The 23,265-nt window shown below is 58.5% G+C and carries 19 protein-coding genes; 7 read left to right on the top strand and 12 right to left on the bottom strand.

The genetic code is table 11. The annotated features are described in order from the left end of the window. Nucleotides 1-1,932: TonB-dependent receptor (locus tag FVQ81_12770; GenBank protein MBW7997420.1), on the bottom strand; the 1,932-nt coding region annotated here is incomplete at its 3' end. Nucleotides 1,933-2,120: 188 nt separating this feature from the next. Between FVQ81_12770 and FVQ81_12765 the strand changes: the two genes are divergently transcribed. Next, complete coding sequence (locus tag FVQ81_12765; protein MBW7997419.1) at nt 2,121-3,176, top strand: aldo/keto reductase; 1,056 nt, start codon at nt 2,121-2,123, stop codon at nt 3,174-3,176. An 82-nt stretch (nt 3,177-3,258) separates the two neighbouring features. On the opposite strand, the gene FVQ81_12760 is transcribed toward FVQ81_12765, so the two are convergent. From FVQ81_12760 to FVQ81_12730, 7 genes are all read right to left on the bottom strand, one after another. Beyond that, entirely contained in the window at nt 3,259-5,157 is a 1,899-nt protein-coding gene (locus FVQ81_12760; GenBank protein MBW7997418.1) for an FAD-dependent oxidoreductase, read from the bottom strand. A gap of 1,300 nt (nt 5,158-6,457) precedes the next feature. After that, on the bottom strand, nt 6,458-7,762 hold the full coding sequence (locus FVQ81_12755) for an alpha-amylase (GenBank protein ID MBW7997417.1): 1,305 nt from the start codon (nt 7,760-7,762) through the stop codon (nt 6,458-6,460). A gap of 51 nt (nt 7,763-7,813) precedes the next feature. Continuing rightward, the gene (locus FVQ81_12750; protein MBW7997416.1) at nt 7,814-8,779 is read right to left on the bottom strand and encodes an NAD-dependent epimerase/dehydratase family protein; all 966 of its coding nucleotides are present in this window, start codon (nt 8,777-8,779) and stop codon (nt 7,814-7,816) included. 97 nt (nt 8,780-8,876) lie between these two features. Next, a complete protein-coding gene (locus FVQ81_12745) occupies nt 8,877-10,286 on the bottom strand; it encodes a hypothetical protein (GenBank protein ID MBW7997415.1) in 1,410 nt (469 codons plus the stop codon). Between the two features lie 42 nt (nt 10,287-10,328). Beyond that, nucleotides 10,329-11,018, bottom strand: a complete 690-nt coding sequence (locus FVQ81_12740; GenBank protein ID MBW7997414.1) for a rhomboid family intramembrane serine protease — start codon at nt 11,016-11,018, stop codon at nt 10,329-10,331. 21 nt (nt 11,019-11,039) lie between these two features. Then, a complete protein-coding gene (locus tag FVQ81_12735; GenBank protein ID MBW7997413.1) occupies nt 11,040-12,494 on the bottom strand; it encodes a HAMP domain-containing protein in 1,455 nt (484 codons plus the stop codon). 442 nt (nt 12,495-12,936) lie between these two features. Further along, nucleotides 12,937-13,737 (bottom strand): hypothetical protein, encoded by an 801-nt coding sequence (locus tag FVQ81_12730; GenBank protein ID MBW7997412.1) that lies wholly within the window; start codon nt 13,735-13,737, stop codon nt 12,937-12,939. Nucleotides 13,738-14,020: 283 nt separating this feature from the next. On the opposite strand from FVQ81_12730, the gene ilvD reads away from it, so the two are divergent. The 3 genes from ilvD to FVQ81_12715 all read left to right on the top strand — a co-directional run bounded on the left by ilvD (nt 14,021) and on the right by FVQ81_12715 (nt 16,391). Then, nucleotides 14,021-15,718: a dihydroxy-acid dehydratase gene (ilvD, locus tag FVQ81_12725; protein ID MBW7997411.1), complete on the top strand. Its 1,698-nt coding sequence runs from the start codon at nt 14,021-14,023 to the stop codon at nt 15,716-15,718. A 158-nt stretch (nt 15,719-15,876) separates the two neighbouring features. Continuing rightward, nucleotides 15,877-16,170 carry a DUF4258 domain-containing protein gene (locus FVQ81_12720; protein MBW7997410.1) on the top strand — a complete coding sequence of 98 codons (294 nt, stop codon included), beginning with the start codon at nt 15,877-15,879 and terminating at the stop codon, nt 16,168-16,170. Continuing rightward, complete coding sequence (locus FVQ81_12715) at nt 16,167-16,391, top strand: type II toxin-antitoxin system MqsA family antitoxin (GenBank protein ID MBW7997409.1); 225 nt, start codon at nt 16,167-16,169, stop codon at nt 16,389-16,391. The genes FVQ81_12720 and FVQ81_12715 overlap by 4 nt, the downstream gene beginning before the upstream one ends. Nucleotides 16,392-16,572: 181 nt before the next feature. On the opposite strand, the gene FVQ81_12710 is transcribed toward FVQ81_12715, so the two are convergent. The 4 genes from FVQ81_12710 to FVQ81_12695 form a co-directional block, all read right to left on the bottom strand. Further along, on the bottom strand, nt 16,573-17,241 hold the full coding sequence (locus FVQ81_12710; protein ID MBW7997408.1) for a hypothetical protein: 669 nt from the start codon (nt 17,239-17,241) through the stop codon (nt 16,573-16,575). A 47-nt stretch (nt 17,242-17,288) separates the two neighbouring features. Continuing rightward, on the bottom strand, nt 17,289-17,957 hold the full coding sequence (locus tag FVQ81_12705; GenBank protein MBW7997407.1) for a hypothetical protein: 669 nt from the start codon (nt 17,955-17,957) through the stop codon (nt 17,289-17,291). 6 nt (nt 17,958-17,963) lie between these two features. Beyond that, on the bottom strand, nt 17,964-18,491 hold the full coding sequence (locus FVQ81_12700; GenBank protein MBW7997406.1) for a hypothetical protein: 528 nt from the start codon (nt 18,489-18,491) through the stop codon (nt 17,964-17,966). Between the two features lie 229 nt (nt 18,492-18,720). Then, nucleotides 18,721-19,512 carry a TIGR00266 family protein gene (locus tag FVQ81_12695; GenBank protein ID MBW7997405.1) on the bottom strand — a complete coding sequence of 264 codons (792 nt, stop codon included), beginning with the start codon at nt 19,510-19,512 and terminating at the stop codon, nt 18,721-18,723. Between the two features lie 371 nt (nt 19,513-19,883). Between FVQ81_12695 and FVQ81_12690 the strand changes: the two genes are divergently transcribed. The 3 genes from FVQ81_12690 (at nt 19,884) to FVQ81_12680 (ending at nt 23,210) form a co-directional block, all read left to right on the top strand. Then, on the top strand, nt 19,884-20,561 hold the full coding sequence (locus FVQ81_12690) for a GNAT family N-acetyltransferase (protein MBW7997404.1): 678 nt from the start codon (nt 19,884-19,886) through the stop codon (nt 20,559-20,561). 221 nt (nt 20,562-20,782) lie between these two features. After that, nucleotides 20,783-22,078: a Gfo/Idh/MocA family oxidoreductase gene (locus FVQ81_12685; GenBank protein MBW7997403.1), complete on the top strand. Its 1,296-nt coding sequence runs from the start codon at nt 20,783-20,785 to the stop codon at nt 22,076-22,078. 106 nt (nt 22,079-22,184) lie between these two features. Beyond that, complete coding sequence (locus tag FVQ81_12680; GenBank protein ID MBW7997402.1) at nt 22,185-23,210, top strand: formylglycine-generating enzyme family protein; 1,026 nt, start codon at nt 22,185-22,187, stop codon at nt 23,208-23,210. Nucleotides 23,211-23,265: the final 55 nt, after the last annotated feature.

The raw sequence follows: 23,265 nt of genomic DNA, 5'->3' as shown, positions 1-23,265 counted from the left end.
CACCTCGTCCACATTCTCGTAGCGGAAAATCGGCCTGGTGCTTGCACTGCCGCCGCCGCCACCGCCGCCCCCTCCCCCTCCACCTCCAGTACTGCCCAGGCTGACAGTGTCGATCCCGATCTGGACGGTGTTGATCATCCGGTCGATATCGTTGCGGAAATAGGTGGCCCGGGCGCTGAACGGTCCGGCCTCACCCTCCGCGCCGATCTCATATCCACGCGAGGTCTCGGCGTCGAGATCGGGATTGGGAACCACCAGATTGCGGCGGGTGTCTTTCTGGACGTGGAGCTCATAGATCGAGGGAGCGCGGAAGCCCTCGCCGTAGGAAGCCTTGATCCTGAAATTATTGGCCGGCAACAGCGTGGCGCCCAGACGGGGGCTGAACTCCGAGCCGAAATCAGAGTGGCTGTCGAACCGGGCGCCGGCCACGGCCAGCAGGATATCCGACAGCCAGAACTCGTCCTGAGCGAACACGGCGCTGTTGTCGATGTCGCTATCCGCTTCGTTGTCCATCCGGTCCTCGATACGGTACTCGACACCGGCGGTGACCAGGTGCCTGCCGAACATCAGCCCGCTGGCCCGGGTTTCGAACTGCCGCAGGTTCTGCTCCAGGTGGTAGGTGTCGATGGTGGGAGAAGACGGAGTCACACCCTCTCTCGTTCTGACCAGGAGATTCTGGTTATCGTACCCGTAATGCGAGAAGTTACCCCGCACCATCAGGTCCACGTTGTCCGCCAGGCGGCCATCGTACTGCACATACACAGAACGCCTGTTCCAATCCGTTTCTTTCACCCAGTCGCCCGAGGTCATCTCCCGGTTTCCCTCCTGGCTTGAATAGGCGTAGTCCATGCCGCCTGTCAGGCGGTGACCGCTGCCGAGTTCCCAGGAGACAGTACCCGCTCCCGCGGCCTCGTCGCAATTGTCCCCATCGCTCAGGAACGTGCTTTTGTCGCGGTCGTAGTAATCCCTCGAGTTCAGCGTTGTGGAGAGCGAAAACCCGATCGGTCCCTTTCGCCCCGATATATCTCCGCTGAAAAACGGGGTCTCGGCCTCGCCGTAGCGGCTCTGGCCGTAGCGGATGTCCAGCCCGCCCCTGATCCCCTCGGTGGGCCGCCGGGTGATGAAATTGATCACACCGCCCATGGCGTCGCTGCCATAGAGCGCCGAGCCGGGGCCGCGGACAATTTCCACTCTCTCGATCATGCCCAGCGGGATATCGTCCAGGTGCAGCATGTCTCTGAACCCCACCACCTGACGGCGGCCATCCACCAGTATCAGGCTCTGGTTGGGGTTGAGCCCGCGAAGGCCGACGGCCACAGTCCGCCCGTTGCCGAACTGGACATTCAGGCCCTGGGCCTCTGTAAGCGCCGCATGGATTTTCTCAGCCCCGATATTGTCCAGTTCCTGGCGGGTGAGTACCTCAACCGTGGCGGGTACGGCTTCCACCTCTTTTTCGTTCAGGGTGGCCGTGACAACTATTCCCTCCAGCTCGATCACTTTGTCGCCGAGACGGAAATCGAGCCGGGCGGTTGCGCTGTCCGTGATCTCGACTTCCCGAATCGAACCAGCATGAAACGGGGCGGAAGCCATGATTTTGTAACGTCCCGGCGCTAGGCCCTCCAGCCGGTAACGGCCCTCGCTTCCGGTCAACGTGCTGATTCCCTTGTTTACCACTGTCACCCGTACCGCCGCGACCGGGCTGCCGTCGCTCTTATCGGTGACAATCCCTTCCAGGACCCCGTTGTTCCGGGCGGTGAGCGGCAAGGCCGCTGAAAGCAGCAGTACTGCGGCCAGCAGGTATAGGCGATGCGTACGAGTGGCGAAACTTCGTGTGGAGACAACTGGGTACGGTGACATTTGGACCGGCCTCGAGTAGTGGTTTCTGAAACGCGATTGATATAAGAGCCTCATAGTCTTTAAGTGACTGCGCATATACTAACACTATTTTGCCGAATATGCAAGGATAAATTCGAATTTTTCGCGGTGTTTCAGTTCAGTATTACACTGTAAGAACTGGTTTGAGATTGATTTATTTTCTTAAACCTGTTACAATAAATACAAGTCCGGGGGTTGGTGACCACAGGCATATTGCGTCGGATCCAGGCAGGCACGCGGCAGGCATGACCGGAGAGATGCAGAGCGAAGAGGACAAAAATCAAACTGACGGAGGGACAACAATGGACGGCAGGAATAAAATAAACGGTAAACTCACACGCCGTGAATTTATCGCCGGAACCGCCGCGCTCGCCGCGGCCGGGATGGCGGGTGGAAAATTGCGGGCGGAGGGCAGCAGGTTCCATGCAATCCCGACCTCGCCGCTGCCGACCCGCAGGTTCGGCAAAACCGGAGCGAAAGTGCCCCTGCTCACCTTCGGCAGCGGCAGCCGCTGGGTGCAGTACGACACGGACACGGCGCTGAAAGTGATGAACGAGGCGATCGACTCCGGCGTGTTCTATCTCGACAGCGCCCATGGCTACGGCAACGGCAAGAGCGAGGAGCGAATCGGGATGCTGATGCCGGCGCGGCGCAAGGAAGTGCTGATCCAGACCAAGATCATGTCCCGAGGGCCGGACCAGTTCCGCAAGGATCTGGAACTGAGTCTGAAACGGCTTAACGTCGACTATGTGGATTCGCTGCTGATGCACAGCATGCAGCATGAGGACGATCTGGAAGCGGTCGAGAAGAAGGGCGGTACGCTGGAGCAGCTCTACCGGGCCAAGGAAGAGGGCCTGGCCCGCTGGGTCGGCGCCAGCAGCCATACCAACAGCCTGGTGCTGGCCACCCTGCTGGGCCGCCACGAACTCGATGTCGTCCAGATGGCGCTCAATGTCGCCACCAACAACGCCCGCGACATGGGGTTCGAGGAAAACGCCCTGCCGATGGCGGTGGAGAGGGACATGGGGATTATCGCGATGAAGGTGATGGGCCAGGACCAGATTGTGGGCAAATACGACAAGTTCGACTACGCCACTTGCCTGCGCTACTGCCTCAGCCTGCCGATCAGTTCGGCCACGGTGGGCATGCCTCAACCGGAGCACCTGCCGCAGAATATCGAAGTGGTCAGGAATTTCAAACCGTACAGCGACAGCGAGAGAGAGAAAATCAAGGCCGATGCGGCCGGCGAAATCAAAACCTCGTTCGCCGAGTTCATGGCCGGCCACCGGGACACGGCCTGATAAAGATTGCATGAAAAGCTAGACACATAGACACAGAGAGAAAGAGGCGAAAAACCCCGGCCCGATCCGGCCGGGGCTTTTTTTATGCGTAGGCGCGGATTTCGAACACCCTGGCCTGGTTAACCCCGTGAGTCGCCAGCACGTTCAGCCGCAGCTTTGTTACCGGCAGGGGGCTGAACTCGTGGACCAGCAGGCGCTGGTAGTTACCGGCCACCACGGCCACTGTGCACCAGGTCCCGTCGACATGCGCCTCCAGGACGTAGTCTTTCACGGTCTCCGGCTGCGGCCCCTCGATCATCGTTTCATGGTAGCTGTCCTGGTGGGTCAGCGTCATCGCCCGGCTCAAGCCCGTGTCGAAACAGAGATGAACGCGGCTCAGGCTCACCGGTTCGCCGAAATCCAGTTCCAGACGGCAGTCATCTGGATCAAGCGAGCGGGAGCGCCACTGGTGGCCGCTGCCGTGCCTGCTCCTGGCTGTTCCGTCCAGCACGTTTTCCGGCCCGAACACGGGCAGGGAACTTGCCGCACCGGCTTTGGCCTTGCGTGCCAGGTCGTCCGGGTCGCGGTTGGGCGTGCCCAGCAGATAGGCGTCGTCGCGCAGCAGGGTCTGCTTGATCTGTTCGATATCGTCCTTGCCCAGCTCGCCGGGCAGTCTGCCCATGGCTGAGCAGTGGGCCGCGGCTGTGCCGATCCCCTGGCCGATTACCGCGCAAGTGGCCATCACACGGGTGCTGGCCAGCGCCAGGTGGGTGGCGCTCAGGCAGCGTCCGCCGATGAACAGGTTCCTCAGCGTGGCCGAATGCAGCGAGCGCAGCGGAATGCTGTAGAGGTCGTCCAGCTTGTTGCTGAACCAGAAATCGCTTCCCTTGTAGTCTATACCCTCGGGGAAATGATGGTCGATCGGCCAGCCGCCGAACGCCACCTCGTCGTCGAATACCCGGCCGCTGGTCAGGTCGTCCTGACGCAGGATATACGCTCCTAGCAGGCGACGGTTCTCGCGGCGGGCGGGCAGGAAGCCGAACCAGTCGAGCGCCCAGTTGCCGGCCCCGTGGTCGCCGTGGTTTTTCAGGTGGTCCCAGACGCCCAGCAGCACCTTGAGCAGTTCCTCCCTGATCCGGTCGTCGTCCTTGATCGTGTCCAGCATCCCGCCCCACTCGATCCACCAGTAGCCATATTCGGGGCTGCCGGGGTTTCTGCCCAGCGACTCGTGGGTCGGGTACTTGTGCGCCCAGTCGGGAGCGATAAACGGCACGGGCCGTCCCATGTCGCGCCCCTGGAACAGCAGGCTGGAACCCATCGTGTAGGGGGTCGGCTCATCCGGGGCCATCGACTCGCCGTACTCCGCTTTGCCCTCCTGGCCCTGCCGCCAGGGATTACCCGCCAGATAGCCCAGGGTCCCGTCGCCGGTGCAGTCGGCGAACAGCGCTCCCTCGATCTCGAAGCGGGTCTGGGTGGTCATCTGGTAGCAACTGATCGAGCGGATCAGCCCGCTGTCGGTCCGGCAGGAGTCCATCACTGTGTTCAGCAGCAGGGTGATCCGGGGATGGTACCACGTTTTCTCCCAGAGCAGCAGGTCCCACATCGATGCGGAGCGCTGGGGGTTACGCACCTGGTTCTCAAGCCGGAGTTCCTCGATAATGCCGGTCTCGCGCGCGTCTGGGAGGTTGTTGTTGGCGCCCACGATATGCATCCGCACCTCGCTCGACGAGTTGCCGCCCAGCACCGGCCTGTTCTGCACCAGGACCACCGAGCTGCCGTTGCGGGCTGCGGCCAGCGCCGCCGTCACGCCGCTGGGACCTCCGCCCACGATTACCACGTCGGCCATTAGTTTAGCCTCGTCCGCCTGACGGATGGCAGCTGCCCCGTCCCTTTTGAGCTGGGCGTAGGAAGGAGAGGCCAGGGTTCCGGCCAGCAGACCCGCGGCTGTACCTCCGCCCAGGGCTAACTGGAAGAAATCGCGGCGGTTGTGAGTTTTGCTCATTGGATTGCTCCCGGAGTTGTGATTATAAAGTTTACCTGAGATGCTTATCGATAAACTGTTCCATCGCGCGGGTGGTGGGGCGAAATCGGGCGGAAAACTGAACCAGGTCCACTATCGGCGCGCCAGCTGTCGCTGCTTCTCTGTAGATCTCGCTTGGCATTATTTGTATAAACCTTGTGGCTTTGATGTTTTTTATCGATCAATAAGTATTTACTTGCATTTTAGTGCTCTTTATTTGGTAAAAAACTTCACAATAGAGCAAAAGAACTATAAAGATTTTAAGTATTGTGTAAAATCTTCTTAATTCTTAATGGCTGCCTTTTTTGTTATCTATATGTAATTTAAACACATAGGGATTTATGATAGAGATTTTTTAGTTTGGCAGAGAAATTGCATTTATTTTTTTAAAGTTGGGGTAAAAAATTAGATTTATTGGTAACTTGTATTGTAGCAACAACTTATGAAACGCCTTAAAAAAATCCTTGACAACTGTCATTTTTATAGCATAGTCAAAGTGAATCCTCCAGTTATGCAATTGATAATTGCTCATTTTTCGAGCTTTAAGTGATTACAATATGGAAGTTTAACCTTTTTTCACAAAATACACTTTATGTCTCCCTAATTTAGTGCCTGCCAAATCCCCGTAACTGGGGGGATAAAATGTCTATTAATCAAGTATTGGTCTTTCTGGATAATCTTAATATCCAATGCATAGGGCTTTTTCTCATTCTCGCTTACAGCTTTTACATTTTCGTTAAATTGATCAAATTCATTCTTCGCGATATAAATGCAATTATCCAGGAACTGAAATCTCTTTCGGGAGAGATGCAAAAACTTAAAAAAATAAATCCTCCAAAGGACCATCCCCAAAAAGCTCTTAAGCGTTTTTTTTCTTTTAATCCCGCTCGCCGATTTTAGCGTAGACGATCCCCTCTTCCATGTAGGACGCGCCCTCCAGCTCATCCAGGAAGTCAGCCCGGGCGGCGGGAGCGCTGAAGACCGTAAACACAACAGCAAGCATTGATAGCAGGAGTGCGCGTTTCATGGTCCGACTCCCTTGCGTTATAGAAGCAGTTTATAGCGGTTGTCAAAATAATTATTCGATTGGTTATTCTTCCAAGGGCTGTTCCTTTCCTTGTAGGGGCGAGGCATGCCTCGCCCGCAAAGCATACAACAGGCGCACAAGTTGACGGGCGACACATGTGTCGCCCCTACGATTTTCTTTAACAAAGGAAGTATTTCTGTACCATTCTTAGAGTTTTCTTGCCTTTACAAAAAGAAAAAACATCTGACATTAGCTCTAGCTGGAATCGCGCATCAGCAGCCACAATGCCGCTGGCGGGAGATCGGCCTCGAAACGCTCACCCTCGACAACCTCTGATCGAACTTTCTCTCCGGGGACCACCAGGCGAATCTCCGGCCCGCCGGGCAGGGCCTGGCGAAGATTTTCCACCACAACGTGCTGGGTATCAGAACTGCTGCGGTTGATCATCAGCAGTGCGCCGGGGCCGTTTTCAGCCGCCAGTTTAAGTACTCCGGCCACGTCGCCGGTACCATCGGCCAGGCCGAACGAATAAGTCGGGTGTTCCCGGCAAAAAATATCGTTCGCCAGTTTGAACTCGTTGACCGCGCGGATAAACCCGCTCAGGTCGACTCCGGTCGCTTCCCAGTCATCCGGAGTTGTGTGGACCACGTCGGTTTTTTTGCGGAAAGCGAACTCGAAACCGAGCGGGATCATCACCCCCGTGCTGAACAGGGCCTCGAACAGGTAGCGCTGACCGATGGCGGCCGGGTCGCCTTTCAACTCCTTCGCCAGCCGGGGTGTGTCGTGGCTTTCGGGGAAACTGACCGAGGGGGCCAACTGGCGGCTCTGCTCGTACTGGTCGAGGCACCAGCTCTCACGCCAGTCCCAGTATTTGCTGCTGTTGAACACGTAGTCGAATCCGCTTTCGGCCAGTTCCACCACCTGCTCGATAGTACAGCCGAGGCTTTCGGCGAACCAGCCGGTTGCCGGAGCGCTTTCCCGTGCCCGGCCGATCAGGTGCCGCCAGAGTGCGGACGGTATCTTGTAGGCGGCGTCGCAGCGGAACCCGTCCACGCCCAGCCCCAGCCAGAACTGCACAAGCTGCCGCCAGTATTCCCACAAGTTGTCGCGGTCGGCGCTTCTGGTGTTGTCGACTTCGGCCAGATCGCCCCAGAGCGCCACCAGTTTCCCGTCTTCGTAAGCGCCGGGGTTTTTGATCTTGCCCTTTTGGTCGCGTTTGTACCAGCCGGGGTGTTCTTTAACCAGCGGACTGTCGATTGCGGTGTGGTTGATCACCAGGTCCACCATCACGCGCAGCCCCAGGCTGTGAGCCTGCTCGACCATTTGCGCGAACTGGCGGGTGGGGCTGAGCGTCGACTCCGTATCGACAAACAGGGGGTTGAATTGATAAAAATCCTTGACCGCGTAGAGGCTGCCGGAAAATCCGGGGATAGAGACCGGGTTGATAAACAACCAGTTGAAACCCATCGCGGCGGCGCGTTCGAGATGGAGCCGCCAGGTGGTGAACGGCCCGGCCAGCCGGGGGAACAGGTTGTAGATCAGGGCGGGTTGATCTTTCACTCAGGCCTCGGGAAAAGGAAGACGAAGCGGAGCGCCAATGAATCGGTAACGCTAATCCAGCGGGGGCAGGTCGACACGGCCGTTGGCGATCAGCCAGGCCAGCGACTCGCGGATCATCCCGCTGGTGGAATATTGCGGCTTGTAGCCCAGCACCCGCCGCGCTTTCTCGATAGATCCGCAGGGGCTGTTGCGGATATGCTCCCAGGTGGCCTCGATATCTTCCTTGCTTTCGTACTTCCGCCACTCGCCCCAGTCCCGGTAGGAGAGGTTGGCTTCCCTGCCGAACCAGCTCGCCACCTCGCGGCTGAACCCCCGCAGGGTGACCGCCTGGGGGCTGACCACATTGAAACTCTCCCCGACAGCCTTGTCCGGGTTTTCGGCCGCCAGTTGCAGCCCCTGGGCGACATCATCGGCATGGACGTGGTGCAGCGTGGCCAGGCCGTGGTCCGGCAGTACCAGCCGCTCGCCCCGGCCCAGCTTTTCCCAGACATGCGGATTGAGGTTCCCCGCGGGATTGATCGGCGGCCAGCCGGGCCCCACGATATGTCCCGGATGGATGGTGCTGGCCGGGAAATTGCCGCTGTGGGCCGCCCGGGTCAACATCCGCTCGATTTCCGCTTTCTCGCGTCCGTAGGAGTCCTCGGCCGCGCGCGGGTCATTCTCCGTGGTGGGCGCCAGCTGGAGAGAGCCGTAAACCCACATTGTGCCGCAGTAGACATACTGGACAATTCTGCCTGCCAGGGATTCGATCAACTGCCCGACACTCTCCGGGTGGAACAGGATCAGGTCGATCACCACCTCGGCGCCGGTGCCGGCCACCGTCGCGCCGAATGTCCCCGCCCTGTCCCCGGCCTCGCGGTCGATCTGCACCTTTTCGACCTGTTCCCAGGCTGGATCGGGCGTATACGGTTGGTGACGGCCACGGCTGATGGCAACCAGTTCGTGTCCGGCCCGTACCAGCCGCGGCACGAGGTATGTGCCCACGTGGCCGGTGGCGCCGATTACCAGGATCCTCATCGCTGCTCGCAGGTGTTCATTGACGGTTTCTGTCGAGGCCGGCATCAATCATACCAAGCCGGCTTAAAAGGGTCAAGGACAGCGGATTCGCCATCTGTCAGCGGAACAGCCCGGCCACGTCTTTAATGAGTCCGAACCGGACGCAACCGATCTTATTCCGCCTGCCGGCTGTCGAGGGGCTGCGCCACCGGCACCAGTAGACAAAGGCCAGGCCCTGTGAAAAATCGGCAACCGCCGAGACCTCGTCACAGCTCAGTTCCTGGTCATTGGCGCCGACATTGATCTCCTTTTTTATCCATTCCCGCCCATCGTAATAGCGCAGGCGCAGATACTCGTCAGGTCCCCTGTGCAGCAATGCCAGCGTAGCGGGATTGGTACCAGGATTGACCGACAGGCTGAGATCGTCATCGCCAGTATCGGCTCCGGCTATCGTTGAAACCAGATTGCCCGCTTCCGAGAGCGGCGGATACCAGTTTTCGTCTGCGTAGGGGGCGGCCAGCCAGCGGTGCCTGAGGGCGAATGTTGAATCAGTGTACACTACGTGGAGCCTGCGGGAGCCGGGGTCGAAAACCGCGCTGGCCCGCTTGCTCTTGTAGGAGCTGCCGATTTTAAGCGGCTCGCTCCATGACCCGGACGCCGGATCGTAGCCGAGGTGAAAAAGGCCGTTTGCGGCCTGGGAGAACAGCACCAGAGAGACTTTTCCTTGATCGAGGCCGATTATTTGAGGAGCGAGCGTGCCCTGGCCGGGGCTTAAATAAACGGAATCGAAAGGCTCCCAGGCGGAGATATCGACCGGCTCGCTGCTGCGGGCCACCCAGGTTTGATAAATCCCGTATTCAGCCGTCTGCGCGCGCGCCGCGACCCAGAAATAACCGTCACTGTCGGTTGTGAGGCTGGAATAATGCGGACCGGCGTGCCCGAAATGCGCATCACCCGTCAGAGCCTCCGCTCTGCCGGTCAGCACAAGGCTGTCGTCGGCTACGGCGAAGGAGAATATTTCCAGCGGAGAGAAGAAATTCGGGCCATCCGGGTTCATCCGTTCTTTGCTGAACCATTGTACGCTGTCCTCAACTTCCTGGTAACCCGCCCGTTGCATCCAGTAGCCGAAACGGGCTTCGGTCAGGTACAGGCTGTCGCCGGCCAGGATGACGTCCACGGAACTCGAGTGACCGTTACCATGGACCGCGGTTCTGTGGGGGCTGAAACTGAACCCGTCGGTTGTGCTGCGCCAGGCTATCAGCTCCTTATCGGCTCCGGACGACTCATCGGTATCATCCCAATCGCCGGTGCCGTAAAACAGGAACCACCGTCCCGTGGGCTGATGATAGACCACCTTGCGGTTGTGCGGCCTGGTGGTGATATGAGCGCTGCGGCAGTGCGTGCTGTCCACCAAAGTATCGAATATAGGCGGCAGCAATTCTCCGATCGGGCCGGCAAGCGAACCGGAACAGTAGAAAGCGGACAGGAATACCGCCAAGGTAGCTGTGAACTCTTTGGTGAACTTCATCCATTCTCTCCTGTCAAGGTTAGGCAAATTCTTCCGGCGCAGCTACTGGCGCGCATAGCGGCGCGGGACCCTGCGGCTCTGGAAAAACCGGATCAGGGCCAGGCCGACCAGAAAGCCGCCGATATGGGCATACCAGGCCACACCGGCCGCGCTGGACGGTGCGGAGAGGCTGTTGATGATCTGGAACATGAACCACACGCCGAGCACGATCAGGGCCGGCAGTTCGATAACGCGGATGAAGAAGATGATGATAATAAGGGTCTTGACCCGGGCGAACGGGTGCAGGATCAGGTACGCCCCAAGGATTCCGCTTACCGCGCCGCTGGCCCCGATCATCGGCGCCGTGCTCGCCGGAGCGCTGATAACCTGGGCCGCCGCCGCCGCGACTCCACAGAGCAGATAGAAAGCGACGAACCGTAAATGGCCCATCGCGTCCTCCACATTGTTGCCGAAAATCCAGAGGTAGAGCATGTTGCCGCCCAGGTGCATCCAGCCCCCGTGCATGAACATCGAGCTGAGCATTGAAACGCCGGGGTTGTGCAGGCCGGGGAACAACCATGACGGCAGGTCGGTGACGCGCGCGGGGATTACACCCAGCAGGTACACCAGAGCGACATTGGTCTCCAGCGGGACCACTGTCTGGTAGAGGAAGACGGCGAGGTTGACCGCAATAAACAGGATCGTCACGACCGGAGTTGTCCTGGTGGGGACATTGTCCTTGAAAGGAATCATCCCGAGGATTTCCCTGCGCTTTTATTCGTCATGCCCACGCGCCGCCGTCTGGAAATAGATCGTAAACGTACTTCCCCGGCCCGGTTCGCTTCGCACCTCGATAGCCGCCCCGTTTTCCTCCAGAGTTTTTTTCACGATCGCCAGGCCCAGCCCCATGCCGTCGTCGCGGGTGGTGAAAAACGGATTGAATACCCTGGCAATCGTCTCCCGGTCCATCCCGCAGCCGTTGTCTTCAACATGGAGCAGCAGTTCGTTGTCTTGGCCCGGCTCGGCGAAAACCCGCACGATGCCTCCGGTCTCAGGCAGTGCCTCCAGCGCGTTGGTCAGCAGGTTGAGCAGGACGCGGCCCGTGTGTTCGGGATCGGCCGAGACAGGCGGAAAACCGTCGGGGATATCCAATTGTATTCGTGCGTTCAGGCGAGAGAAATCCGCCTCCAGCAGACCGGCCGCTTTTACAGCCGCCTCGGCCAGGCCGACCGGCTCGGTCTGGGGCTGGGAGGGCCGGGCGAACTCCAGAAAATCGCCGATAATCCGTTTCAGGCTGGCCACCTCGCGGTTCACCCGGTCGATAAACCCGGCAGCCTCGCTGTCCTGCTCCAGTTCCTGACGGGCCAGAGAAGCGAACATCTCAACTCCGCCCAGGGGGTTACGGATCTCGTGGGCCACCCCGGCCACTATCATCCGCTGGTTTTCTTCGCGCTGGGCCAGCCGCTGACGCATCCGCTCCATCGCCGTGGCCAGATACTGCAATTCCCGGTTGCCCAGGTCGCCATCCTCCAGCGGAAGCTCCAGCCGGCCCCGCCCGATCCGCTCGGCCTGACGCACCAGCCGGTCCACCGGCCGGCTGATTGTCCGGGCCAGCAGGAATCCCAGTCCGACCGCCACCACGGCTCCCAGCAGAACGAACAGCGCAATCGAGCGGTCGAGGCCGCGGATCACGTCCAGGTAACCCGCACTGGCGTCGGTAGCCACCACCGCGACCGCTCGCAACTCGTCATCGAACACCGGCGCGAACCCGGACTTGTACCACCGTCCGTCCTCGCTCCGGAACAGCACGCTGGCGGTCGCCTGTCCCTCCAGGCAGGACCGCATTTCAGCGCGCTGAAAACTCAGCCTGGCGTACTCGGAACCGAATTCGACACCATCGCGGGTGTCCATGATACTCCGTCCGTCGGGGTCGAACACGAAAATGCGCTCCAGCCCGGTCCGGTCCCTGATTTCCAGCAGGCTGGCCCGGTAACTGCCGTAGGTCCGCCCGCTCTGGTCGCCGCGGCGAAACCCGGTCAGGATAGTCGGGTTGAACCTGGTGACAGTGGCCTGGGCCACAGCCACCAGCCGGTGTCCGAGCTCGCGGTCGAGGCTCTCGCGGGCGGTGGTATGGAACAAATATCCGCTGAGAGCCAGCAGCGGCAGTACCAGCGCCGCGAAAGTGGCTATCAGTTTGGTGCGGATACTTGTGCTCGATTGACGGAACATATCAGGTCCCCGTTCGTGAGGCAGCAGCAAATCTCTTCATTAATGAATCTATCAACCGAGGGGCCAATTGTGAATTGTTTTGCCGGGTGTCCATTATTCGGCGGTACAGTAAAAAAAGTGAAACCTTTTCGAGTGCCGAGGTGTCTTACGTTCAGAAGCAATCAACAGCAGGGCATGAAGCGGGGGAGCAGGATGCGCGGTTATATTTTTAACACGGAGGCAGCGATGAACGCAGGCGAATATTTTCGGCTTATCAGTCCGGCGGCCGTGGGCATGGTGCTGTATTTCGCCCTTATCGGTCTGGCGCTGGCCTGAAAGTAATCCGGCCCGGAGCGCCGACGAGCATTCGGTGTACCTCCTGAGTTCGCGCCGGGCCGGTTAACATAGATCAGGGGGATCTCCTTTCAGCCTGAGGGCCGCTCATACCGGTGAGCGGCCCTTTTTAATGCTGAAAATCGTCAAGATACCGGTTGTAGCAATCCTCCTTCGATCCGCGAAACAGGTATATTCTCCCCCGCAGTTTGATCCTCTCTCCACGTTTCAGCGGTCCCACGTTTGCGCTGAGGTGCATGCACAACCAGGGATTGTGGCCCTGGGCCGACAGGTGCCGCTCCCAGGCGATCCCGGTCACCCACTCTCTGCCGGCGGACTCGCGGATCAGCAGTCCGCCATGGGAATTCACCGGCGAGGAAGCCCACTTGCTGTCGAACTCGAATCCTCCCAATCTGCGGCGCGCCCGTTCGACACTCTCCCGCAGATCATGGTTGAAATGGATCGAGCGGTTGTCCAGCAGGGTCAGGCCCCCCGGCCCGGCGAACCAGGTCAGGGTTGAATCGAGATCGGCGAATTCCCGGTTGCGTTTGTACTCGTAACCATATTGTTCCCCATGGGGCGGAGGACCCGGATTGAAACAGGGTATTATCGCCGCCGGATCAGGCCAGTCGCGGCCGCTGGTATTGCGGACAGTCAAGATCAGCTCGACCCCGTCGTCAACGCTTTCCAGCTCAAGCCGGATATCGTCATTGGCAACCACGGCCCGGGTATTATCCGCGCTGACAGTCTTATCCCATACCGACCAGTCCGAATTCATCGGAAACGCCGAAGTATGATGGCCCGGGTTGACTGCGCCGAACAGGTTCCACTCATAGAACCAGAGGAACATCCGCATCCCGGGCTCACCCTCGGGATAGACAAAAACGCCCTGCCGCCAGCTTTCCAGCAGCAGACAGCCGTCCGTAGCCAACAAATTTTTCGGCTGGCTCATAAATAAAGCAAGCAAGCTGCATATGCACAGTATCCCGTGAGATATTTTCCGCATAATAGCCTCCGGAGCGTGCAAAGAGTGAAATGCCATATCTCTCTATTTATTATCCCGTATCGGCAGGGTACGCAAGGGCTATAGTCAGGCCCGCAACCACCGCTACGGTTGCTTTTTACCGTCCGTCAAGTTAATATCCTTGTTCCACCGCTTAAATCCATCGTAAAAATTCCAGTTGAGAACCGTTCAGTAATTACGGGAGGGAGCCATGCCGGGCGCAGAGAAGAAAATCAACCGCTGGAGCGGTAAAATAACCCAGGACGTGTCGTTTCCGGCCAGCCACGCCATGCTCTACGGCGCGGGGATGCGCGACGAGGACATGCCCAAGGCCCAGGTGGCGATTGCCAGCATGGGCTACGAGATAAACCCCTGCAACATGCACCTTAACACGTTCGCCAAGGAGATCAAGGAGTCGGTGAACCGCGAGGGGCTCAAGGGCTGGATTTTCAACACGATCGGAGTCAGCGACGGGATCTCGATGGGCACCCAGGGGATGAAATTCTCCCTGCCCTCGCGCGACATTATCGCCGACTCGATCGAGGACCATGTCTACGCCCACTACTACGATGCGCTGGTCACTATCCCGGGGTGCGACAAGAACATGCCCGGCAGCATTATCGCCATGGGCCGGCTCGACAGGCCATCGATCATGGTCTACGGCGGCACGATCCGCGCCGGCCACTGGCAGGGGCGCGACCTGGATATCATCTCCTCCTTCGAGGCCTACGGCGAGTGGCTGGCCGAGAAAATCACCGAGGAGGAACTGACCCAGATCAAGAAACACTCCTGCCCAGGTCCCGGCGCGTGCGGCGGGATGTACACGGCCAACACCACCGCCAGCGCGATCGAGACCCTGGGCATGAGCCTGACGTTCAGCAGCTCCTACCCGGCCGACAGCAAGGACAAGCTGGCCGAGCTGCAGAGTATCGGCCGCTACATGCGCCACCTGCTGGAGGAGGATCTCACTCCATCCAGGATCATGACCATGAAAGCTTTCGAGAACGCGATCGCGGTGGTGATGGCCCTGGGCGGAAGTACCAACGCCGTCCTGCACCTGATCGCGATGGCCCGCTCGGTGGGAGTGGACCTGACTATCGACGATTTCCAGCGGATCAGCGACAAGACCCCCTATATCGCCAACCTCAAGCCGAGCGGAAAATACCTGATGGAGGACCTGTTCCGCGTGGGCGGCGTGCCCGCCGTGCAGAAACTCCTGCTGGAACACGGCTACCTCCACGGCGACTGTATCACGGTCACCGGCAAGACTATCGCCGAGAACCTGGCCGGAGTCGAGCCGCTGACCGAGGGCCAGACCGTGATCTGCCCGCTCGATAAGCCGATCAAGGCCACCGGCCATATCAATATCCTCTACGGCAACCTGGCCACCGAGGGCTCGGTCGCCAAAATTACCGGCAAGGAAGGCACCCGGTTTGTCGGCAAGGCGCTGGTGTTCGACAGCGAGGAGGACTGTATCAAAGCGCTGGCCAGGGAAAGATTCCCGGAGGGCTCGGTGATCGTGATCCGCTACGAGGGCCCCAGGGGCGGCCCCGGCATGCGCGAGATGCTGAAAGTGACCGCGGCGATCGTGGGCGTGGGCCTGGGCGACAAGGTGGCGCTGATCACCGACGGCCGGTTCAGCGGCGGCACCCACGGGTTCGTGATCGGCCATATCTGCCCCGAGGCCGCGGTTGGGGGAGTGATCGGCCTGCTGCGCGACGGCGACGAGATCACGCTCGATGCGGACAAGCTGGAACTGAGCGTGGCCCTTTCCGATGAGGAAATCGCCGGGCGGCGCAAGGGCTGGCAGCCCAAACCGACCGCGTTTCCCAGGGGCGCCCTGGCCAAGTACGCCCGGCTGGTATCGAGCGCCAGCACCGGCTGCGTTACCGATGAGTGGGAGGACTAGCCGCGCTAGCTGACCAGAGAAGCAGAATAAATGCAGGGGAGAGGCACGAGTCTCTCATGCACGATTGGCAAGGGGGCGCTTGTGAGCGCCCCCTTTTATATCTATATTTAGACAAATTAGGCAAACCTGCAACTGGATCGCCCGGGATGTAATAAGATATGTCATATGTGTTTGATAACATTTTGTTTAGTGGGCATGCACTCAGACGAATGTTTCAGCGCGGTGTTACTAAGGATCGTGTTATAAAAGCAATTAAGCATGGTGAAGTAATAGCTGAATACCCGGAGGATACTCCTTATCCAAGCAAACTGATACTTGGATTTGTCAATAAATCACCGTTGCATGTAGTATTTGCAGAAGACAAAGAAACAAACACAGGTATTGTGGTAACAGCTTACGTTCCTGATGCCTCATTGTGGGGAGAAGACTATAAAAGCAGGAGAGGGCTATGAATTGCGTTATCTGCAAACAGGGTGAAACCAGGGATGGCAAGGTTACAGTTACACTGGAGCGCGGAGAGACTACCGTGCTGATTAAGGACGTCCCGGCCCAGGTCTGTGAAAACTGCGGTGAATACTATCTTGCCGAACAAATTTCCGCTGAACTCCTGCAAACCGCAGAAAACGCGGTTCGGAAGGGAGCGGAAGTAGAAATTATAAGGTATGTAGCTTGAGGAGAGTTGATGGAAAGGTGCCCTGGCCAAGTACGCCCGGCTGGTATCGAGCGCCAGCACCGGCTGCGTTAACGATGAGTGGGAGGACTGATTTTCATCAATACAGCTTCAGAATCAAAAGAAAAGGGGCGCTTATCAGCGCCCCTTTTTCGCAGCCGCCCCGCACTGCATGCCTTCATATTCAGTGACGGTAAAGATAGTAGAAAAAGCTGGCCTGGTCCGACTCGACCAGCACCTCGCCCTTGTAAGGAATCCCTGAGGACGACAATTGTCCTATGTTGAATTCGTTGAATACGATTCTGCCCCGATATGCGCCGGCAAAATGGATGGTTCCGGTCAAAGATGAAGTGAAGACCGCCCGGTAGTGCAGCCTGCCTCCCAGGTATAACGTATCTTCAACTGTATAACCCAGGATATCCGCACTGCGTCCGGAATAATTGTGGAAGGTCGCCGAAAAATCCGCCGCGGTCGTAACTCTCAGGCCATAGGCGCCTTGAGAACTATCGGATGAGAAGCTCCCCGATATCTCCACCAGCCCCTGCCACCCGCCGCCTATCTCCAGATCGGGATCAGTCGATGTTCTGCCATGTTCCAAAGCTTTCCCGGCAATGTAATGCAGTTCAGGCATCAATCTCTGAGCCAGGTTGTCGATATTCAGTGTGGTGACAGTCTCGTTGCGGCCGCTGGAAGTCATGGTCAGCGTACCGCCGCCGAGACTGCGGTCTATCACTTTCCACTGCTCCGTCTGCGATCCCTGGAATCCCAGCTCAGGTATCGTGCTGTAAGGCAACGGGCCCTGGCAGGCGACTATAATAACGCAAACCGCGAAGGCTGTCAGGTGTCTGATCATTTTCACATCTCCTGCTGCTGATAGGCAGACGGACTCAGTAGCTGACGCTATTTCCAGAGGCATTTGCCACGTAAGCAGCTTCTTTTCAGAGTACGGACGAAACTCGCCTGCTCCGACTCCACATGGAACTCTCCCTCAAAAGTTTCCTTATATTTAGCCCTGCTGATTTGCAGGTTGTTGAACCGAATCGTGCCGTTCAATACACCCGCGAAGGAGAGCGCACCGCTCCAGTTTGAATTGAACGCGAAACCATCGCCGGCAAGGTTGTTTTCTTCGAAGCTCAGACTGCAAACCAGTCCGCCGCCGAAATATGACTCTCCATCGACACTGAAATCATGGAACGCGACTGTGAATTCCGCCTGGTACGCTTTCTCGCCGTTATCGATAAACTCCCGCGACTTGACCTGCTCCACCACCGCTTGGCCTCTCTTGTCTACTCCTGGGAGTGTTTCCTCCCGCTTTATCCCCATTCGCAAGTATGACCTGAGCACGGCGTGAAGCTGCTCGCTCACCGGGAACAACTCTACAATCCCGATCGGCTTATTGGCCCCGTCGGCGCCCAGGCTAAGACTTCCTGTGGGGAGCTCCATCACTTCATTCCACAGCCAGGCCGCGTGTTCCTGGGACGGGAGCTGGTTCACAGCACTGAACGGTATCTGCCCCTCGCAGGCGGCAAGCAGCAGCAGCAAAAAAGTTAACAGTAGAAAATATCTCATCGCCCGTTACCTCCCTCCGGCTCCCAGGAAAGTGGAAATACCCGCCCTGAAAACGAAACCCCGCGAGTCGAACAGCTCTCCCCACCACGACTGGTATGCCCCACGCATCGTGAACGACAACGATGGGGATACGAATACTTCCAGGTTGCCGAACACCTCGCCGACAGTGAAATTGCCGCTTTCGCCGGAAATTACAGGATAACCCAATGTACGGGTAAGCTGCACCCCCACTCCAGGCACCACACTGCGGCTGGGAAGAATATGCCACAGCAGGCTGGCTCCCGCCTTGCCGAACACGTCCGTGCCCTCTCTTTTGGTCATGCCGAGCATCAACCCCGGTTCCAGGTACGGGCGGGGCAGGAAGCCCAGTGTGGCCTCGAATTCCGCGTTGGTCTCGTTCTCGAAACTCTCCAGGCGCAGCGAGCCGCCCACCCTGAATGAGCCTTGCGCCAGGCCGGCTGTTTCCTCGTCTGCGGCCGTGATCGCCCCAGCGGTGCACAGTAACAGCATAAATGCGAACGATTTGTGATGCATACTTTTCTCCCGGGGTGCAAGTTTCTGAGGATAAATATGGGGGAACTATGGTTCACGGCCGGCTGCAATGTCGCAACCGGTATATGGGGGGGGGAATATTCGATTTGCCTGAATTGAATCTGATAATAATATCTCAAAAAGTCAAATATGTTCCAATTATTAATGAAAAATCCGGTTACCTCGATCAGGCAGCCGGATTCGGAAAAAGTATTCTGTAGCGCTCTTCCCCTCACCGGTCCCCGAAAATATCCCCCAACCCGCGCAACACAGACCCCTCGCCCACCTGTTTGCCGAACTTGCCCGGTGCGCTGGCAATCACCCGGTCGGCCAGGCGGGAGAACGGCAGGCTCTGCAGCCAGACTGTGCCCTGCCCCCGGAGTGTCGTCAGAAACAGCCCCTCGCCGCCGAAAATCATCGACTTGAGTCCCCCGGCCCGTTCGATATCGTAATCGATCCCGGAAGTGAATCCCACCAGGCAGCCGGTGTCCACCCGCAGCACCTCGCCGTTCAGCTCTTTTTTCACCACTGTCCCCCCCGCGTGCACGAACGCCTTGCCGTCGCCGGTCAGCTTCTGCAGGATAAAGCCCTCGCCGCCGAAAAAGCCCGTGCCCAGCCGCCGGGTGAACGCGATACTCACCTTGGTGCCCAGCGCGGCGCAGAGGAACGCGTCTTTCTGGCAGATCAGCTGGCCTCCCACCTCGCGCAGGTCGATCGGGATAATCTTGCCGGGGTACGGCGCGGCGAACGCCACCCGCAGCTTGCCGCCGTGCCCGCTGTTGGTGAAATGGGTCATGAAAATGCTCTCGCCGGTCAGCACACGCTTGCCCACGTTCAAGAGCTTGCTCATCACGCCCTCGTTGGGAGCGGAACCGTCGCCCATCCGGGCCTCCCAGGTGATCCCGTCCTCCATGTAGTTCATGCTGCCCGCCTCAGCGATTACCACCTCGCCGTGGTCCAGCTCGATCTCCACCACCTGCATGTCGTTGCCGATAATCTCGTAATCCACTTCGTGGCTGTTCATTGTCTTCACTCCCGAAGAAAGTGATCGCAATCCATTTCCCGTACCTTATCTGACTCCGGTTACAGGGAAAAAGTTCGGTTAATGATAATGGCCGGCAGGGTGATGCAAGAGAATATCACAGCCTGCATGGGATGAAATATAGACAGGAAGTAAAGCGCCGGAAAGCAAATGAACTCCTGCCATAAAAAAACGCCCCGCCGGTGTGAGCGTCCGGCGGGGCTGTTCTACAGGTTCGTCGCTTCTGTTGTCCCGGAAATTGATTCCTCAGCTGCTGAACCTGACAAACTGCGCTTCAGATGTATCTGACTCTGCTTCTCAAATACAGTATATGAATATTGGAAAAAAATATCAAGTATCAAATGTAGATTTTTTTGCCAATGCAGTTGCACCGTCACAGCGCCGGGGTTAATTTTTCGGGCGTGAGGATAAAATTGATAGCAAACCTCTGGATCTGGCCGGCCGGACCGTGGTGGGCAATGCGGGCAGGCCCACCGACAGTATCCACCCCTACAACAAGAAATGGGGGCACCTGGTCAAGCAGCGCTGAGAGGCCGGGTAAGCAGAGATCAGGTAATGCAGGGAAGGTGCAGATTATGCGAATCCGTAACTTGACTGTCGATGATTTCTTCCTGCTCAACGAGCTCGACTGGGCGCCGCTGCCCCGGGAGCGCGACTCGATCTACCTGACAATCGCGCTCGATCAGCAGCCCTGCTCGTTTATCGCCCAGAGCGATGACGGCGGGTTTCTGGGAGTGCTGCTCGCCAGCCGGGGGGCAACCGGGGAATCGATCTATGTCAACCATCTGCTGATCGCCGAACCGGCCCGCAGGATGGGTCTGGGCGGCAAGCTGATGGCCTCCCTTGAGGACTACGCCCGCACGGCCGGGGTACGGCGTATCTGGTTACACTGCCAGGACGAGACGGTGGAATATTACCAGAGCAAAGGCTATCGGGAAAGCTACGGTTTCCTCTCACCGGAGCTGGAAAACTACCTGCGGAACACCAAAGGGGTGCATACATTGATAAAAAATTTGGCTTGGAAAGTCTGACCTGCTATCTTATGGCCGGACAAAAGAATGTGTTGATTCTTCTTTAAATCTCGCCGGCAACGCGTTAAATTATCACCTTCTATACCACTCATATCCAACCTGACCGGCTCCGCGGTTTGATCTGTATTTGGCATAAAAAGGCTGTTCCGCCGGATAAACTTGCTGAAAATCCACCGACTGGTAAAGCTGTTTTCAATCAATCTCCCGCAAGGAGGACCGTAATGAGCGAATCAACATCAGGAACGGGAACCACCAGGCGCGAATTCTTCCGTAAAAGCTCCCTGGCCGCTGCCGGCGCGCTGGCCGGTTTTTCAATCATCCGTAACGGCTACGGCCAGAACGCCGACGAGATCAGGATCGGAGTGATCGGCTGCGGCGGACGCGGTACCGGCGCTGCGGACAACTGCCTCAACAGTTCGCCCAATATCAAACTGGTGGCGATGGCCGATCTGTACCAGGACAGACTCGACAGCAGCTACAAGAACCTGACCGACCCCAACCGCGACAGCGGGGCGCTCAAGGGTATCGAGGTGGACAGGGACCACATGTTTGTCGGGTTCGACGCCTTCGAGAAGTTGCTGGCCACCGATGTCGACCTCGTGATCCTGGCTACACCGCCGGGGTTCCGCCCCGTCCAGTTCGAGGCCGCGGTCAAGGCCGGCAAGCATATCTTCACCGAGAAACCAGTGGCGGTCGACCCGGTGGGTATCCGCAGGTTCTTGGCCGCCGGCGAGCTGGCCAAGCAGAAAGGCCTGGCCGTGGTGGCCGGCACCCAGCGCCGCCACGAACAGGGTTATCTGGAACTTATGGACATGGTCCACGACGGGAAGATCGGCGAAGTCGTGTCCGCCCGGGCGTTCTGGAACGGCGGTGGAGTCTGGGTCCACCCGCGTCAGGCAGACTGGAACGACATGGAATACCAGACCCGTAACTGGTATTACTTCTGCTGGCTCTGCGGAGACCATATTGTCGAGCAGCACGTCCACAACCTCGACGTGGTCAACTGGGCGATGGGCGGCCACCCGGTCAAGGCGCTGGGTAACGGCGGCCGCCAGGTGCGCACCGGCAAGGACTACGGCAACGCCTGGGACCATTTCACGATCGATTACGAGTACGAGAACGGCGCCCACATGCTCAGTATGTGCCGCCACTGGGAAGACGCAGACCGTCAGGTGGCCGAGTTCCTTCAGGGAACCAGGGGCAGCACGGAAACCACCGGCGGCCGTTACATCCTGCGCGGCGAGCAGAACTGGCGCTTCCGCGGCGAGCAGGTGAACCCCTACGTCCAGGAACACACCGACCTGATCGCCAGTATCCGCAGCGGCAACCCGCTCAATGAATCGGAATCAGTGGCCCATGCCACCATGACCGCGATCATGGGCCGCGAATCGGCCTATACCGGCAAGGAGGTCACCTGGGATGAGATAATGGCCGGTGACCTCGACCTCTCTCCCAAAGCTCTCGAGTGGGGTCCCCTGGCCGTGCGGTCGATACCCATGCCTGGGCAGCCGAGATAAGGCGACTGGTAAAGATGCGGATTGCGGAAACGGAGATGCATCTCCCGGCCGGGCCCGGATCCGGAATGAGATAACTTTCAAGCATGAGGCGGGAAAAGGAAAGCAGATGAACAAAAGGAGTTATATCAGGCTGGTCCCGGTCCTGTTGGCCGGTGTGATTGTCGCCTGCGGCGGAAAGACCGATGTCAGTGATCTGCCGCGGGAAAGTTTCACCCAGAAAATCCCGGGCACGGATGTCGAGTTCGAGATGATTTACATCCCGGGCGGCGAGTTCATGATGGGAAGTCCCGAGAGCGAACCGAACCGCGATGAAGACGAGGGCCAGCAGCGCAGGGTGAAAGTAAGCCCGTACTGGATCGCCAAGTACGAAGCCACCTGGGAGCAGTACGACCAGTATGCGTTTGTCGACGATCCCAACGTGATTGACGCGATCTCGCTGGCCTCGCCCAAACTCAACCCTGCCTGGGCACTCAACCTGCTGAATTGGTTCAAGCAGCAGCACACCCTGTGGCAGAACGAGGAACTGGACGCGATCACTCACCCCAGCCCGTTCTACGCCGATTACTACCACGGTATGGGACGCGGCAAGAAGCCGATAATCGGGATCAGCAAGCTCAACGTGCGCATGTTCTGCGACTGGCTGCGCAAGAAAACCGGACGTCCTTACCGTCTGCCCACAGAGGCCGAGTGGGAGTACGCGGCCCGCGCCGGTTCCAGTACTATCTACTACTTCGGTGACGAACAGGACAGGCTGGAGGACTACGCCTGGTATGAGTACAACAGCGATTACGAAACCCAGAAAGTCGGGCTGAAAAAGCCTAACGACTGGGGCCTTCACGATATGCTGGGTAATGTCTGGGAGTTCGCCCACGACTACTACGATCCCGACTTCTACAAAAACCTGAAAGAGAACGGGGTCAACACCGATCCGGAGGGTCCGGGCTACGGCAAGGGATTCAAGGCCGGCGTGCGCGGCGGGAGCTGGGATGATTTCACCGAGGACGTGCGGGTGGCCAACCGTCTGGAACAGCAGGATATGTGGAACGAGCGCGACCCCCAGCGCCCGCGCGGCGCGTGGTGGCTGATCGACGCGATCATGGTCGGCTTCCGGGTCGTGATCCCGGCCCGGTGAACATGGGTTTGTTTTGCTGGAATATCTAACCTGAAAAGGGCCGCCTGCAGGCGGC

The organism is Candidatus Glassbacteria bacterium, assembly GCA_019456185.1.
Classification (GTDB): Bacteria; Gemmatimonadota; Glassbacteria; order GWA2-58-10; family GWA2-58-10; genus JAJRTS01.
This window is presented reverse-complemented; position numbering and strand designations above follow the sequence as displayed.